Annotated in this window: 6 protein-coding genes; 1 reads left to right on the plus strand and 5 read right to left on the minus strand. The window is 51.5% G+C overall.

What is annotated here, in order from left to right:
- Window positions 1-4: 4 nt before the first annotated feature.
- The 3 genes from DUE52_RS10970 to DUE52_RS10980 form a co-directional block, all read right to left on the minus strand.
- Complete coding sequence (locus DUE52_RS10970) at window positions 5-3,355, minus strand: VCBS repeat-containing protein (RefSeq protein WP_170315688.1); 3,351 nt, start codon at window positions 3,353-3,355, stop codon at window positions 5-7.
- A 109-nt stretch (window positions 3,356-3,464) separates the two neighbouring features.
- Entirely contained in the window at window positions 3,465-5,051 is a 1,587-nt protein-coding gene (locus DUE52_RS10975; RefSeq protein ID WP_114406060.1) for a SusD/RagB family nutrient-binding outer membrane lipoprotein, read from the minus strand.
- 10 nt (window positions 5,052-5,061) lie between these two features.
- Window positions 5,062-8,166, minus strand: coding sequence for a SusC/RagA family TonB-linked outer membrane protein (locus tag DUE52_RS10980; protein WP_114406258.1), 3,105 nt, complete (start codon window positions 8,164-8,166; stop codon window positions 5,062-5,064).
- A 579-nt stretch (window positions 8,167-8,745) separates the two neighbouring features.
- Between DUE52_RS10980 and DUE52_RS10985 the strand changes: the two genes are divergently transcribed.
- Complete coding sequence (locus DUE52_RS10985; protein WP_114406061.1) at window positions 8,746-10,329, plus strand: FG-GAP repeat domain-containing protein; 1,584 nt, start codon at window positions 8,746-8,748, stop codon at window positions 10,327-10,329.
- Window positions 10,330-10,407: 78 nt separating this feature from the next.
- Here the strand turns inward: DUE52_RS10985 and DUE52_RS10990 are convergent, their stop codons facing one another.
- Both DUE52_RS10990 and DUE52_RS10995 read right to left on the minus strand, forming a co-directional pair.
- Window positions 10,408-12,006, minus strand: coding sequence for a SusD/RagB family nutrient-binding outer membrane lipoprotein (locus tag DUE52_RS10990; RefSeq protein WP_229312137.1), 1,599 nt, complete (start codon window positions 12,004-12,006; stop codon window positions 10,408-10,410).
- A 20-nt stretch (window positions 12,007-12,026) separates the two neighbouring features.
- The gene (locus DUE52_RS10995) at window positions 12,027-15,350 is read right to left on the minus strand and encodes a SusC/RagA family TonB-linked outer membrane protein (protein WP_114406062.1); all 3,324 of its coding nucleotides are present in this window, start codon (window positions 15,348-15,350) and stop codon (window positions 12,027-12,029) included.
- Between the last annotated feature and the right edge of the window lie 214 nt (window positions 15,351-15,564).

The raw sequence follows: 15,564 nt of genomic DNA on the forward strand, positions 1-15,564 counted from the left end.
ACAATCATTTTTTGTAAACCTGAACCGGTTCGTTGAAAGCCCCGATTACCAGATATTTTTGCTGCTTTACCTGCAATTCGACCACCGCTTTGACATCCCCAATCACCGATAAACCGGCTTCAGGTTGACTCACATACGAAAACCCGCCTTTCCCGTCCCCTTTCAATAAACAACCGTAATTGGCATCCAGACTGCCTATTTTCAGCCGATTATCGGATTTGTTTCCCAGCAGCAGAACGTCCATAAAACCGTCGTGATCGAAGTCTTCGACCAGTGATTTGGTCACCGGAGAAAATTGGGCCTGAAGCGGCAGAATCTGCTTTTCAAACTGGCCTTCTTTCGCCAGAAAACAGACGGAACGGCATTCCGTAGCCGTCATTTTTTTGGCTTTCGCCAGGTCATCCGCCGAGAAAATGTCGTTGATGGTTGCCGTCGAATAGTCTTTGTAGTAGCCAAATTTCCGGCGCATGGGGAAGATCTGATCATTCAATTCGTCGCGGCTGACAAACGGATAGGACGTTCCCTGCACGAAAAAACTGAAGAAGGGATCGATGGAACCGTTGTTATCAAAGTCGGCATACACCAGCTCGGCGGGTTCTTTTTTCGAGTATTTAAGCTGCGAATTAATGCCCAGGTTTCCGGCGATAATGTCTTTTTTACCGTCATCATTTACATCGGCAACGGTGATCGAAAACCAGAAACCGTTTTCTTCTTCCGAAAAGTAGTGAGCGGTTTTATCCACGAAACCGTCTTTGGTATTGGCAAACACTTTAATCGGCATCAATTCCCCACACAGAATCAGGTCCTTGCGTCCATCGCCATCCAGATCTTCCCATTGGGCATCGGTGATCATGCCAATGGTTGAGAACGGCGTTTTTACGGTTTTAAACTGCCCTTTTCCGTTGTTTTCCAGCAAATAGGACACGGGCGGTTCCGGATACCGCCCCGGAATAACCCGCCCGGCGACGAACAGATCCTGATCGCCATCACCGTCGAAATCCACGACGCGCACACAGGATTTACTGCTGGCCGTTAGCACCGGTAAAGCCGTCGTAATCAGTTTTAAATTGCCTTTGCCATCGTTGATGTACAGAACATCCTGCAACGACGGCGTGTTGGGTTCGAACAGCGAATAACCGCCTTTGGCAACGTATAAATCATCGTAACCATCGCCATTGGCATCGAAAAAAACAGCCGCCGAAAGCGCCGAAACGTTCTCGTCCCCAATGGTTAATTCTTCGATTTTTTTGAAGGTGCCCTCCGTTTGCTGCAACCAGATTTTGCCGTTGGTATTTTTATCCCCACCAATGAAAAGATCGTCCAACCCGTCTTTATTCACATCACCTTTCGCCAAAACTGGCCCGACCTGCGAATACATAAACAGCATCAACGGCTGGCGTTTGAAATCATTTTCGTTGTAGCCTTCGTGGAGAAAGGAAATGATCTTCCCGGTTTTTTGAAAAATACCGGGTTTGTTTCTCTGAACCGCCACTCCTTTCGACTTTGGAGCATTCGTCGATTGTGCAATCGTGAGAACCTGATTGGCAGCCACTTGTGTTAATCTTTGTTCGGTTTGATCGGGCCAGATTACCTTGATGGAATCGACCGTCGTTACCTGGTCGAGACCAAAATGCAGCCGGGACGATTGCGAGGACAGGTAGCCCCGAACCGGCTGTTGCTCCTGATACTGCAAACCGCCTTGGGTATAAACCGTTACTTTAGCTCCTACCGCCTGTTTATTCTTGCCCGCCGAAACCAGTTTGAGCTGAATATAAGACGTTTTTAACTGCTCCCGGCTCAGGTTCTGGTACACAAAAGCCGGTTCGTTGATGTTGTTGACGACCAGTTCCAAATCGCCGTCGTTATCCAGATCGGCATAGACCGCCCCGTTTGAAATCGAAGCGGTTTGAAACCCCCAGTCGGTTTGTTTATTCGCAAAAGTCAGATCCCGGTTATTCTTGAAGATATAATTAGGCAGTTTGGTCGATGGCATGGCCCGGATCAAATCCATGAGCTGAATCGACTCGCGTTTGATCGCTTTCTGCACTTTGTAATCACCCCAGTATTTCAGAAAATCCTTGTTGGTGTAATCCCGCAAATAGCCGTTGGTAATGAATAGATCTTTATAGCCATCGTTGTCAAAATCCGCCAACAAAGGAGCCCAGCTCCAATCTGTATTCGAAACACCGGCTGCCTGTGCAATTTCGCTGAAGGTTCCGTCGCCGTTGTTCAACTGCAACATGTTGCGCATGTATTGCTTGTAGAGTTTTTGCTGAACCATGAGTTCAAACGACTCGTAGTTTTCCTGGAGTTGCAGCAGTTTCTGTCGGCGATTGTCTTCGGGTAACATGTCCAGTGACATGATATCCGGCAGGCCGTCGTTGTTGTAATCGGCAATGTCGATGCCCATCGAAAACTGCGCCAGATGCCGGAAATAGTGCTGGGTTTCGTCTTTGAACGTACCGTTTTTCTGGTTGATGTAGAGGTAATCCGATTCGTTGTAATCGTTGGTGACGTAAATATCGGGCCAGCCGTCCTGGTTCACATCGGCAATGGCCATGCCCAACCCGAACGTCAGCGGATACTGGTGAATACCGGCTTTTTTGGTGATATCCACAAAATGGTTATCCCGGTTTTCGTAGAGTTTATTCCCGGCCAGTTCATCCACTTCATTCCGCAGTTTGGCTAGTTCCATGTTGTCGTATTTCTTCACATTGTGATTCAACAGCATCATGTCCAGATCGCCGTCGTTGTCAAAATCAAAAAAAGCCGACTGGGTGCTGTAGCCCGGATCATCGAGGCCATATTGCCTGGCCTGTTCGGCAAACCGCACCGAGCCATCGGACGAAACACCCTGGTTGATAAATAATTGGTTCCGGCGTTTATCATCCTCTCCTTTCCCGGAATAACAGACATAGATATCCAGCAAGCCATCGCCGTTTACATCGGCCATGCTGACGCCGGTTTTCCAGCCGCCCGACCGACCACCCAGGCCCGGCGCAGCGGTTTTGGTGATGTCTTTAAATTTCAATCCACCCAGATTCAGGTAGAGTTTGTTGGGTTTCAGGTTGGCGGTAAAAAACAGATCATCCAGACCATCGTTGTTCAGATCGCCGACGGCAACACCGCCCCCGTTGTAAAAATACTCGTAGGATAAGACGTTCAGGCTTTCGTTTTCGTCGATGTCGTTGCTGAAATCGATGGCGGTTTGCTTCGGAGAAAGAAGTTGAAACAGGGTCGTTTGGGCTTGCAAAAATGAAACCGGGAGACACAACAACAGCAGCCCTACCTGACACACCCATACTATTTTAAAACCGGATGCGCATACTTTATATTTCGAGCCGAGGACAATCATGGTAGCTTAAAACGAAAAACTTCAACAGGAGAGGTTGAAGTTAAGGTAATTTCTGAAACAAATAAAAAAAGGGAAGGCACCACCCGGCGACCCTCCCTTTTTCCTGAGCTTACTTATCCCACCATACCCGGCCAGTGAGCAAATCACCACCCGTCAGGCGACCAACCGCTTCCGTATAACTCGCGGCATTGTTGATAATTTCAGTCGACAGGTAAATCATCCGGCGCGGAATGGTTGCGTTCGTCACATTTCCCGGATAATTAACCGGCGTCAGTGTCGGATAACCCGACCGTCGCCAGTTGATCCAGGTTTCAACGAAGTCCATATAGCTACCCGTTGCCAGCCAGTATTGGGTATTGATGGCGTTCAGCGAGGCTTCCGTCGATGTCACGTTCAGCGGATTGGCGGCTACGTAAGCGGCTGCGGCTGCGGGCGTGATGGCCGCAGTGGCATCCAGTTGCGAGAGCGACGTCATGGCGGCCGTTACCCCGTTGGCATAATGCTCGGCGGCCGTTCCCGGCACGTTCCAGCCCCTCACTTTGGCTTCCGCCAGCAGCAGTTCGGTTTGCGCGTAAGTCATCGTTTGCAGCGTGCCGTTCCGTTTCAGGTACACCGAAATGCGTGGTCGGGAATATTTCCCCAGGGGTGCCACGTCGTTGCCGGTTCCGGTTCCGCCCGGATAACCCGCCGAAGATTTAATGTCCCGGGCTCCGCCAGTCAGGTCATACCCATTCGGTAATCCCATCTGAACAGCGGGATCGTTGACCCCTACCAGCGTCTGAAGTGCGTTGTTGGCCAGACCCGGCTGCGGCACTTCGGCAATGGCACTCAAACGCGGATCATTGGTCGTTTTCAAGGCGTCGATGAAGGTTTTCGACCACCGCAATTCCCGGAAATCATCCGCAACCTGGTACACGTTGAAAATTCCGGAGGTTGCATTATTGGCATCCGAAACAATTCTGGCGTTGTCTTCATTGGACGTAAAAACGCCCCCGGTAGCGGCTTTTTCAGCCCAGGTTTTCGCCGTGGCCGGGTCGACTTTGGTCAGTCGCATGGCCGCGCGCAACATCAGCGAATAGCCCAGTTTTTTCCACTTGGCGATGTCGCCGGCATAATACAAATCACCGGTTGGTTTCAGCTTCGTAGCATCCAGGGCCGCCGTTGCCTGTTCCAGTTCGGTCAGAATGGCCGTATAAATCGACTGCTGCGTGTCGTATTTCGGATTCGCGATTCCTTCTTTTACCTTGAAGGCTTCGGTATACGGAATATCGCCGTAGACGTCGGTGGCCCGCTGCATGTTCATGGCCTGCATAATCCGGCCGACGTTGTAGAGGTTGGTATACTGCTCTTTCCCCTTCGTCAGATTGATCATTTCGGCCAAAACCGTACCGATGTTGTAGGCCCGGCTGAACAGGCTGCCCTGATAGCTGGTCGAGTTCTGGGTATTGACATATTTGTCACCATTCCCGTAATAGGTAAAGGTTGACGCCAGAACCTGCATCGAGGTGCTTTGGTACAGAATTCCATCGTAACCCAAATTGATGTACGACATCTGGGCGTTGGGCAAAAAGAAGTTCGGGTCCCAGGTTGACTCACTCGACCGGGTTGGGTCGGTGTTGATTTCGTCAAATTTATCGGTACAGCTTGTCGCACAAACCAGCAACAGAGCCGCTATATAGATTGAAGTTTTCTTCATGGTTTTTCAATTATTTTTTGAACCGGGCATTGAGGGTGAAACCAAGCGTTCTGGTCGAGGGCAATTGGGCTCCTTCCGTTCCGGCGTAGCGCAGGTCGGACGAGAAACCCGCTTCCGGATCAAAATTTTCCGTATTTCTCAGCAACGTAGCCAGGTTACGGCCCACCAACGACAGGGAAATGGCTTCGAACGGTAGTTTACTACCCGTAAACCATTTTTCAGGCATGTGGTAGCTCAGAACGACCTGACGCAGTTTGATAAAATCGGCGTTGAACACGTTCAGTTTCGAGATGTTGGTCACCAGCGCCGGATAGTAGGTATACGCCGGCACGTTCAGCGTATTGGTTTCGCCGGTTGCCAGAACGCCCGAGGCCACTACGCCGGTTTCACGACCTTCGAGGGTCATCTTGTGCAAACCGTCCACGATGGAGTAGTGGTTGGTGGCCGACAACACTTTCGCTCCGAATTTGTAGTCGAACAGGAAGCCCAGCGAGAAGTTTCCGTAGTTGAAGTTGTTGTTCAAACCGCCATACACTTTCGGAATCGCCGATCCCATGGGCGTCAGCGCTCCCCGTTCCGGGACGCCGTTGGCACCGATGATGACCTGGCCGTTGGCGTTGTATTTGTAGTCATACGCCATCACCTGCGCGGCCGCCATGCCTTTTACGTGGGCGATGTTCCCGTTCAAAGGCCGGTAGGTGCCCAGACCGAGTTGCTGGGTTCCGCCGTCACCGTCGATGTCCACAATCGTGTTTTTCACATTCGTGATGTTGAACGACACATCCCATTTAAACGATTTGTTCACGATGGGCGTACCGGTAATCAACAGTTCGATCCCGGTATTTTTGGTCGAACCCAGGTTCAGCACCCGCGACGAAAACCCGGTGGTGGGCGACAGTGGCCCGCTCACGATTTCATCTTTGGTCACCCGGTTGAAGTACGCAAAGTCGATTCCCAGGCGGTTTTGCAGAAATTTCGTTTCAAAACCGAGTTCAAACTCCGTCAACCGGAACGGTTTCAGGTCGAGGTTCGGCAACTGGGAACTAAACCCACCTTGCGGGATGCCGTTGATGGTATTGCCCAGGGAATAATACTGGCTGGTCAAATAGGCATCGAAGGCTTCACCGCTCGTTTGGGCGTACGAAGCTCTCAGCTTACCAAAATCCATCGAACGCACTTTGAGTAATTCAGAGAACACAAAGCTGGCCGACACCGAGGGGGCAAAAATACCCCGGTTGGCGGCTGGCAGTGTGGAGTACACGTCGTAGCGGCCCGTAGTCGACAACGTCAGGAAGTTTTTGTAGTCCAGATCCGCCGTGTAATATGCCGACTGTACCTGCCGTTCGTTGAAACCGTACGACTGCCCTTTCGTCAGGGTGTTCGACAGCGTATACAGGTACGGGATGCTCAGGCTACCACCGGAAACGCCCACACTTTCAAACTTGTTTTTACGAAGGTTGGCCCCGAGTGCCACATTCAGGCCCAAATCCGGCGTAATTTTCCGGTTGATGCCCAGCAGACCGTCGACGTTCATTTCATTCCGCTGTTCTTTGCTGTTGCTGACACTCCCCAGCCGCGAATAGGCCGTTCCGTACGGTGTAACGCCAAAACCGCCGTCGTTGATCAGGTCATATCCCACCCGGCCCTGCAGATAGATCCAGTCGTTAAACTGGTATTTACCGGTGATGGCCGAAATCAGGCGTTTCCGTTCCAGTTTACTCTTGAACTGATTGACCACAAACCAGGGGTTGGTTTTGTAGGTATCATCGCTGAACGTCAACTCATTGCCCGTTACCGGATCGTAGCCGGGTTTCAGCGCATTTTGGTTGAAGCTCGTGGCCAGCAGAATAATCCCGTAGTTCGGATTCTGGGGGGCGTCACTCAAACCGGGGCGGTTGTTGTCCTGTTGATCGATGTAGTTGGCCATCACGCTCACATCGAATTTCTCCGTCACTTTCTGATTGACGCTCAGGTTGATGGTTTTCCGTTTCATGCCACTGTTCCGAACCGTTGCTTCGGCATCCATCGACGACAGCGACAAGCGGAAACTCGTCTGCTCATTCCCGCCCGACATCGCCACGGTGTTCGTCAGGGTTGCGGCTGTCCGGTAGAAGTTCTCAATGTTGTCTTTTACCGGTGAATACGGATACTGTTTGCCATCGAACTGGGTGTAGGGCGCGCCGTCCATTTTCTCGCCCCAGCTATAAATCCCGGAGTTGCGGGCGCTGTTGACGTCGGTTGGCCGTTTGCCCTGGGTTCCCTGCCCATACACATACTGGAAGTCCGAGAAATCGATCACCTGATCGAATTGCATGTTTCCGTTGTATTCCACCGAAAGACCGGAGTTTTTGCTGCCCCCTTTGGTCGTAATCAGAATAACCCCATTGGCCGCCCGTGTACCATACAGAGCCGCAGCCGTGGCTCCTTTCAACACCGTCATGGTTTCGATATCGTCCGGGTTGATGTTGGCAATCCCGTCACCGTTGTTGTTTCCGCCCCACTCACCGGCGTTTCCGCGCGAGGAGTTGTCCATCGGAACCCCGTTGATGACAAACAAGGGACTACCACCGCTGAAGTTGCTCACCCCCCGGAGGTTGATCCGGGATGACGAACCAGGACCGCCGGTGCCGGGCGTGATGCTCAAACCGGCCACCCGCCCCTGCAGGGAGTTGATGACGTTGGTTTCCCGCGCCTGGTTGACCGAAGAAGCATCAATGGTCGTCACGGAATACCCCAGCGAACGCGTGTCCCGCTTGATCCCCAAAGCCGTTACGACGACTTCCTCCAGCGAAGCATCGCCGGGTTGCAACTGAACCTCGATGTTGGAGCGGTTTCCGACCGCAATTTCCTGTTTTGCGTAGCCAATATAGGAGAACACCAGAATGGCGTTATCGTCGGGAACCACAATGCGGAAGCTTCCATTTCCATCGGTGTTGGTGCCGCGTGTCGTTCCCTTGATGGTGACCGTTGCGCCAGCCAGCCCGTTCCCTTTCTCATCCGACACCTTTCCTGTAACTGCTTTATCCACAGCCCATGAAGGTGAAGCCGCAAAGAGTAGCCAGGCTCCGGCAAAGACAAAAACCTTTAAGCAGGTTTTAAGTAGTTTTTGTTTCATAAACTTCATTATTAGGATTGTTTTAGGTGAATATAAGTAAAAAGCGCATTCGATTCAAGTAGGAAAATAGGGAGCTAACGTGCCGATTTCCAGACCATTATAGCCTAAAAAAAGCAACTCTACTTCTAGAAATTACTGAAAAAGATAAAAAAACAGGCAGAAGATTCTGTACGATGGGTGATTAACTGCAAAGATATTCCTTTTTTAAAAAATTTAATAATACCGTCATTAATTTTAAATTAATGTTGAATTTATACAGTTCACCCTTGAAATTATCCGGAACGCATCGTGTCCGTCTCAAAAAGCCTACTATTGTACTTTAGTAATAAAAAGGCAGCAATATTGCCCTTGAACTCGTTAATGATTGGTACTTTAGAAATTCCCGGGCTCACTGACGTTTATAGCCGACATGTTCCGGAATGGCTGAAGAGTCCCGGAATTTTCATGTTCTGGTTCTCCCATTGACAAGTCAAAAAAAATAATTAACAACCCAAATTTTTGCAGTGAGAACGTTACAAAACCCGGATTAGACTATCTTCCTGCCGTTTTTGCCATTTTCATTCCGCAAACCACTCCCCAATGCCTTTCCTTCAAACTGGTCTGTTGTTTTTCATCACCCTCTGGCTGGCGTCCTTTTCCTTGGTCGGAAAAAATGATACCCAGGCCGGTTTTCCAAACAGGGCGGCTGCGAACAGAGACGATTCCATTTCCGTTGGCAAACAACTGGCCCAGCGCCATTGCGGAAGCTGCCACCTGTTTCCGGAACCGGCGTTGCTGGACAAAAAGACCTGGGTCACGGGGGTGCTTCCCAACATGGCGATGCGGCTGGGGATCAAACTGCCCGGTCAGGATACGCTAAAACCGCTCTCGCCCGAGGAGGAAAAAGCCGTTGCCCACCTGACTATTTACCCCGAAACCGCCCGGCTTTCGACAGACGAGTGGGCGGAAATTGTGCGGTATTACGAACGTGTCGCACCCACCGAACCGTTGCCCCAAAAGTCTTACCAATCCGTTACCAATCAGCTTCCGTTGTTCAAAGCCCGCGAAATTGCCCTGGGCGATAAACCGGTTCCGCAAACAACCTTGCTGAAGTATGACAAAAATACCGCCCGGCTTTACGTCGGCGATGCCCAGAACGCCCTGTATGTGCTCGACAACCCACTGCAAGCTGGCGATGCGTTCCTGAACGATACCTGGTGGATCGATACCGCCCCAACGGATATTGACTTTCCCAAAAATGCCGCTCCCCGTCTGCTCACCATCGGCATTTTCAGTCCGTCCGACCAGCACCTCGGGCGACTCATGACGCTGGAACGGGCCGCCAAACCGGGCTCCTCCCCCATCAATATCCGGGACTTGCCCCGGCCAGTGCAGTTTACCACCGGCGACCTGAATACCGACGGAAAAGAGGATGTGGTCATCTGCGGTTTTGGTAACAACGCGGGAAAACTGTTCTGGTACGACGGTTTCGAGCCGACCAAAGAACACGTTTTGAAGGCATTGCCGGGTGCCCGAAAAGTGGAGATTGCTGATTTTAATCGTGATAAAAAGCCCGACATCATGGTCGTGATGGCCCAGGCCCGCGAAGAAGTCGTTATTTTTTATAACCAGGGAAACGGGCGGTTTAAGGAAAAAACCGTGTTGCAGTTTTCGCCCCTGTTCGGTGCCAGCTACTTTGAACTCGCGGATTTTAACCGGGACGGTTTTCAGGATATCCTGCTCACCAATGGCGACAACTGGGATTATTCATCCGTCAACAAAAACTACCACGGCGTACGGATTTACCTGAACGACCGGAAGGATAACTTCAAAGAAGCCTGGTTTTATCCACTCTATGGAGCCAGCAAAGCCATCGCCCGGGATTTTGACCAGGACGGCGACCTCGACATTGCGGCCACGTCGTTCTATGCCAATCTGGCCCAGCCGGAACAGGGTTTTGTCTATTTGTCTAACGAAGGCCGAATGAATTTCAAACCGTTTACCACGCCGGAAGGTGCTCACGGAAAATGGCTCACGATGGAAGCCGCCGATTTCGACAAAGACGGTGATGTCGATATTGTGTTAGGTTCGTATTTCCACACGGTTGGCGAAATGACCCAATTGATTTTTAAAGGTATTCTGTCGTTTCCACAACTGTTGGTGCTGGAAAACCGGAAGAAATAAAACCGTCTCTCCATAAACAAAGAGAGGCAAACCCGTGGGTCTGCCTCTTTTGTAAGTACTAAGTCAAGCTACCGGAACTTACTTCACATCCCAGAAAAGCTTGGTTTTCAGATTATCCGCTGCTTTTACGGCCGCATAGTTCACCGCATTGTAGGTGATTTCGTTGCCCGGAATGGTCCATTTCACCGGCGGCAACGTCTGGTTATTAGCGTTGTCAACCTGGAAGCTCAAAACCGGCAGATCCAACCGACGCAGATCGGCCCAGTTTTCGTAGGGCTGAACCACGTTGTAGTGCAACCATTTCTGGGTAGCGATCAGGCTCAGTTTCTGAGCGTTGGTCGTTGCTTTCGCCCAGCTCACGCCATCACCCGCAATGTAAGCGGCAACCGAAGCTGGCGTTGCAGCCGTCGGAATGGTTGAACCCGTGATCCCGGTGGCGTTGGTCAGCGACAGAATCTTGTTGTAGAATTCTACCGACTGCGTAATCGCCGTTTCATAGGCGGTTTTGGCCGATGCTTCGTTGCCCGTCCGCAGGTAATATTCTGCCTTGATCAGGTTCATCTGCGCAGCGTTGATGATCACACCGGGGAAAAACTGATTGTGGCTCGTGGTATATCGGTTATAAATCGCCAGTTGGCCGGCATTGTACTGAGCCGTTTGAACGGCTTCGGTCGCCAGGGGATCGATGCCAATAAACTTCCCGGCTGCGTTGAGTCCCGGTTCAAACAAGATGGGCAAACGCGGGTCTTTGTTGGTGTTCATGTGGTCGATCATCGCCTTGCCCGCCGTATTGCCATACCAGCCGTCCGATGCCAAACCGCCCTGAAACCCTTTCGAGTTGATGTCGGTGTTGATGTCGAAAACATTGATCTGGATGTTCTGCGCGTTGGTTTCCACAATCGGATAGGTGGTGGCGTTGCCCAGAATCTCCGCGATCTCGGTGTTGGAGCGGGTTTTCATACTTTCCACATCCGATACGCGGTTTAGCAACCGCAGCCGCAGCGAGTTGGCGTAGCGTTTCCAGGCCGTGATGTCGCCTTTGTTCAGGAAATCCTGCGTCTGAAACGACTTCTGATACCCGGCATTCAGCGTGATGCCGTTCAACTCGGTGGCAATGCGTTTCAGGTCATCCAGCAGGAAGGCGTATATCCCTTCTGCCGTATCGAATTTCGCCAGCGAAGACGCGTATTCACCACCGTTCGTGCTCAACATGCCGGCTTCCGAGAATGGGATCGCGCCGTGTACATCCACCAGGCGCTGCGTCTGGTCGTAGACGTAAATCGCAGCCGCCAGCATGAAGATTTTCCGGTCGGCCTGCTGATCGGCCGGTCTGGAAGCGTAGATTTTCTGTAATTCGCGGTACTGCGCGAGCATGTTGTAGTAGTTATACCACACGTTTTCGACCCCTGCCGAACCCGGAACGTAGAGACCGGACTGGTTCAGCCGGCCAATCGCCTGGGTGTAGGGATTCAGGGAGAGCCGCAGGGTTGTAAAATAGTGCGTATAGCCCGGCAGAACATACTCGCGGTTGGCATACAGTACCCCGGTAAATTGTTTTTCAACGGTCGACTCGGCAATTTTGGCCGGATCGGGATAGGCTTCGGCAAACTCGGATTCCTTACAGGATACGGTTCCCAGTAAAAGCCCGGCTAAAGCAAATATGGCTATTTTTTTCATTTTCAGTGTTGCGTTAAGATTTAGAAACTGGCGCGAAGCATAACCCCCATGGTCCGGAACGATGGGTTGTTCCCGGCATTGTTGATGTTGTCCGACCATTTCGTACTGGCGTTAGTCTGTTCGGCATCCAGGTCCTTGATGGTGCGGTAGAAGAAGAACAGGTTCCGGCCAAATACCGACAGCGTCAGGTTCTGGGTTCCGATTCGGCGGGTGATGTTGGCCGGAATCCGGTAGCCCAGGGAAATTTCCCGCATTTTGATGTAGGAATTTTCTTTGACGAACAGTTCATACCGGGCATTGCCGTATTGCGGGCCACCCCAGTTGTAGGTTGCGTTGTAGTAGGTAGCCTGCGAAACCACATTGGTGTTGGCTTCTCCGTTGGCCAGTACGCCCTGCATCAGCATCCCGTCGTTGTAAACGACTTCGCCATTGGGTCCGGCAGCCGCCGTGGTCTGCACACCCTTGCCATTAGCGTCTTTGTAGTAGCTCAGTCCACCGCGTTCCTTATCCATGGCAGTCAGGCTTTCTTCGGTCAAACCGCGTGAGGTCAACCAGTTGATCCCCGTCGGCATGATGTGACCGCCAAACCGGAAATCCGCCACCAGATCCAGGTTAAATCCTTTATAGTTCAGGCTGTTGATCAAACCACCCGTCAGTTTAGGCATGGCGTTTCCGACCTTGATCCAGTTGGCACCATCCAATTGATACAAACCATTCGGACCGACAATACCCTGCCCGTTCGCATTTTTCAGGATTCCGTGGGCGTAAATATCCCCCATCGGTTGTCCGACCACCGACCGCAACTGGGCCGCGTTGCCATCGTAATCCGCATGAATCAGTTCCGTCGAGCTATTGGCCAGTTTTTCAACCTTGTTGCTGTTCTTCGCCAGGTTCAGCGTAATGTCCCAGTTGAAAGCATTGTAGCCTAACCCTTTGATCGGCGTCGCGTTCAGGGCGAGTTCCAGACCCTGGTTCCGCAGCGTACCGATGTTGGCCAGAACCGACCGGGCACCCGAGCTGGCGGCAATGGTCAATGGCAGAATCTGATCGACGATCTGGGCGTTGTAATACGACAGGTCGAATCCGATCCGGTCTTTCAGGAACCGGGCTTCTAAACCAAATTCAAATTCACGCTTCTGCTCAGGACGAATTTTGTCGTTTCCGTAGGAGCTGTTGATCGTCGTGTAGAGGACCGAACTTCCGCCGGTTTGCTGAAGGCTCAGGTTGCCCTGGCTGTAGGCATTGTTGGCGCTGTAAATCGGCGGGTAGTTCCCCACGATCCCGAATGATGCCCGCAGTTTCCCGTAGCTAACCACTACCGGCAACTTCAGGAAATCACTGAACACCAGACCGGAGTTAACGGAAGGATAGGTAAAGGCGTTGTTGCCGGTGATCAGCGTAGAAGTCCGGTCCCGGCGGATGGTTCCTTCCACAAAGAAGAACCCTTTGTAATCAAAATTCAGCGTTCCCAGATAGGCATCCCGAACATACCGGTCACGGGTGTTGGTGCCATTTGCCGTGTTCACCGAAGCCGAAACATCGAAGAAATTTTCCGTACTCAACCCGCCGTTGGTCGAACGGCTGATAAACGTATTCAATTGCTTGTTAGCCGTATAGCCCGCCATGGCGGTCAGGTTCATGTCCTCGTTCAGCTTTTGGGTATAGGTTAAAAGCAGATCCCCATAAACATTGTTGTATAAGTTGTTGGTCATGGAAAACGATCCCGAGTACCCAAACGCCAGAGGCTGAGAGCTGCGTTGTTTGTCTTCCAGCCGTTCCGAGGTGATGTCGGTTCCGATCCGGCCCCGCAACTTCAGGTTGTCCAGAATGTCGTAGTGCTGCGTCACGGCCGCAATCACGCGGTTGCTATACTCGTCGTAGGTATTGGCGCGGGTGCTCCACACGTAATCCCCGATATCCGACTTGAAACCGTTCCGGATGATGTTCTCACTCGGCGTCAAACTCTGGTTGGTACCGGTTACGAATTTGTAGCCCTGGCTGGTTTGGTATTTATTAAAATACCAGTCGGCCGATTCGAAACGGTTCATCATCCCCGTAAAGTTGTTGATCATGCGATCCACTTTAAACGGGCGGTTGTGCGTATACTGGTTGACATAATTCACCATCAAATCCGTCCGAAGCTTTTTGTTCAGGCTAAAGGTCGTGTTCAGGTTCATGATGTTCTTGCTGTTCTTCGCGCCGTAGCTGATCATCCCGTTATCCTGGCGGGTGTAGGAAAACCGCAGGTTGGAATTGTCCGTTGCCTTGGAAATCGACAGGTTGATGTTGGAGCTGCTGGCGTTCTGGAACAAGTCAGCGTAGCTGTTTTTGGAAGGCGAGTAAGGCCGGATCACACCGTCGAACGCCATCACCGGTTGTCCATCGAACTTGGGTCCGAAATTGACCGTGGCATTCAGCAGACCCCGGGTGTCACCCACGCCATCGCCGTTGGTGTCGTAGGAAATAAACCCGTTGGCATCCTGGCCGCCGTTGAGGTAATTCAGCATGTAGCCCGGACCCCGAACATCCTGATACCGGGGCAGATAAGCAATTTTATCGACGCTATAACTGGCGTTAAAATCAACGCCTAATCCTTTTTTTCCTTTTCCGGTTTTGGTCGTCACCAGCACCACCCCGTTTACGGCTTCTGAACCGTAGAGGGCAGCCGCCGAAGCCCCTTTCAGAATCGAGATGTTTTCAATATCCGCCGGGTTCAAATCCAGCAGACCGTTCCCCCGAATCCGTTGGTCTCCCCAATAATCCGTATTCCGTACTTCGCCGTTCCGAATGGGAATACCGTCCATCACGATCAAAGGCTGGGTATTGCCGGTAATGGAAGCAAAACCGCGAACGCTGATGCTGACCGCACTGGTGGCACCACCCGGTGTTGCGTTGATAACCACACCCGGAGCTTTTCCGTACAGGGCCGTGGCAAAGTTCGGAGAAGCGGCTTTGACCAGCGCGTCGTTCTTGACCACCGTCGTCGCATACCCCAGCGCCCGTTGTTCTTTCGTAACACCCAAAGCCGTCACGACCACTTCATTGATCATGGTCGCGTCTTCGGCCAGTGCGAGGTCAACTACCGACCGGTTGGCGATGGCGACTTCCTGCGTTTTGTAGCCGATGAAGGAGAAAACCAGCGTTCCGTTTTTACTGGCCGAAAGGCTGTACTGGCCGCTGGCATCGGTCGTAGTCCCTTGAGACGTGCCTTTCACCACAATGGATACACCCGGCAAAGGCTGGCCATCGGTGCTTGCCGTAACCTTCCCCGTAATCGTCTGGGCGAAGACGGGTGAACTTACCATCAAAAGCATGACGATAAGCCTGAGTAGATTTTTTGACATAAAGGAGATGTAGTAAGATGGAAGTAGAAGAAATTTAACACAAGATTAATAATTTTTTTAAATATAAAAGCCCGTTATATTAAAAAATATTATTAAGTCTCAGCCGGATTGGTTTTGGCTGATCTGACAATCGGGTGCTATCGCCCTGAGCCTGTTTTGATTGATACGACAAGCAATAAAAATAACGCAAAAAAATGAGCCTTACAAATTATGG

The organism is Larkinella punicea (assembly GCF_003334855.1).
Classification (GTDB): domain Bacteria; phylum Bacteroidota; class Bacteroidia; order Cytophagales; family Spirosomataceae; genus Larkinella; species Larkinella punicea.

Excerpts from the sequence above, each read along its gene's own strand:
- DUE52_RS10970 (WP_170315688.1), bottom strand. The coding sequence starts at position 3,355 with ATGATTGTCCTCGGCTCGAAATATAAAGTATGCGCATCCGGTTTTAAA.
- DUE52_RS10975 (WP_114406060.1), bottom strand. The coding sequence starts at position 5,051 with ATGAAGAAAACTTCAATCTATATAGCGGCTCTGTTGCTGGTTTGTGCG.
- DUE52_RS10980 (WP_114406258.1), bottom strand. The coding sequence starts at position 8,166 with ATGAAACAAAAACTACTTAAAACCTGCTTAAAGGTTTTTGTCTTTGCC.
- DUE52_RS10985 (WP_114406061.1), top strand. The coding sequence starts at position 8,746 with ATGCCTTTCCTTCAAACTGGTCTGTTGTTTTTCATCACCCTCTGGCTG.
- DUE52_RS10990 (WP_229312137.1), bottom strand. The coding sequence starts at position 12,006 with ATGAAAAAAATAGCCATATTTGCTTTAGCCGGGCTTTTACTGGGAACC.
- DUE52_RS10995 (WP_114406062.1), bottom strand. The coding sequence starts at position 15,350 with ATGTCAAAAAATCTACTCAGGCTTATCGTCATGCTTTTGATGGTAAGT.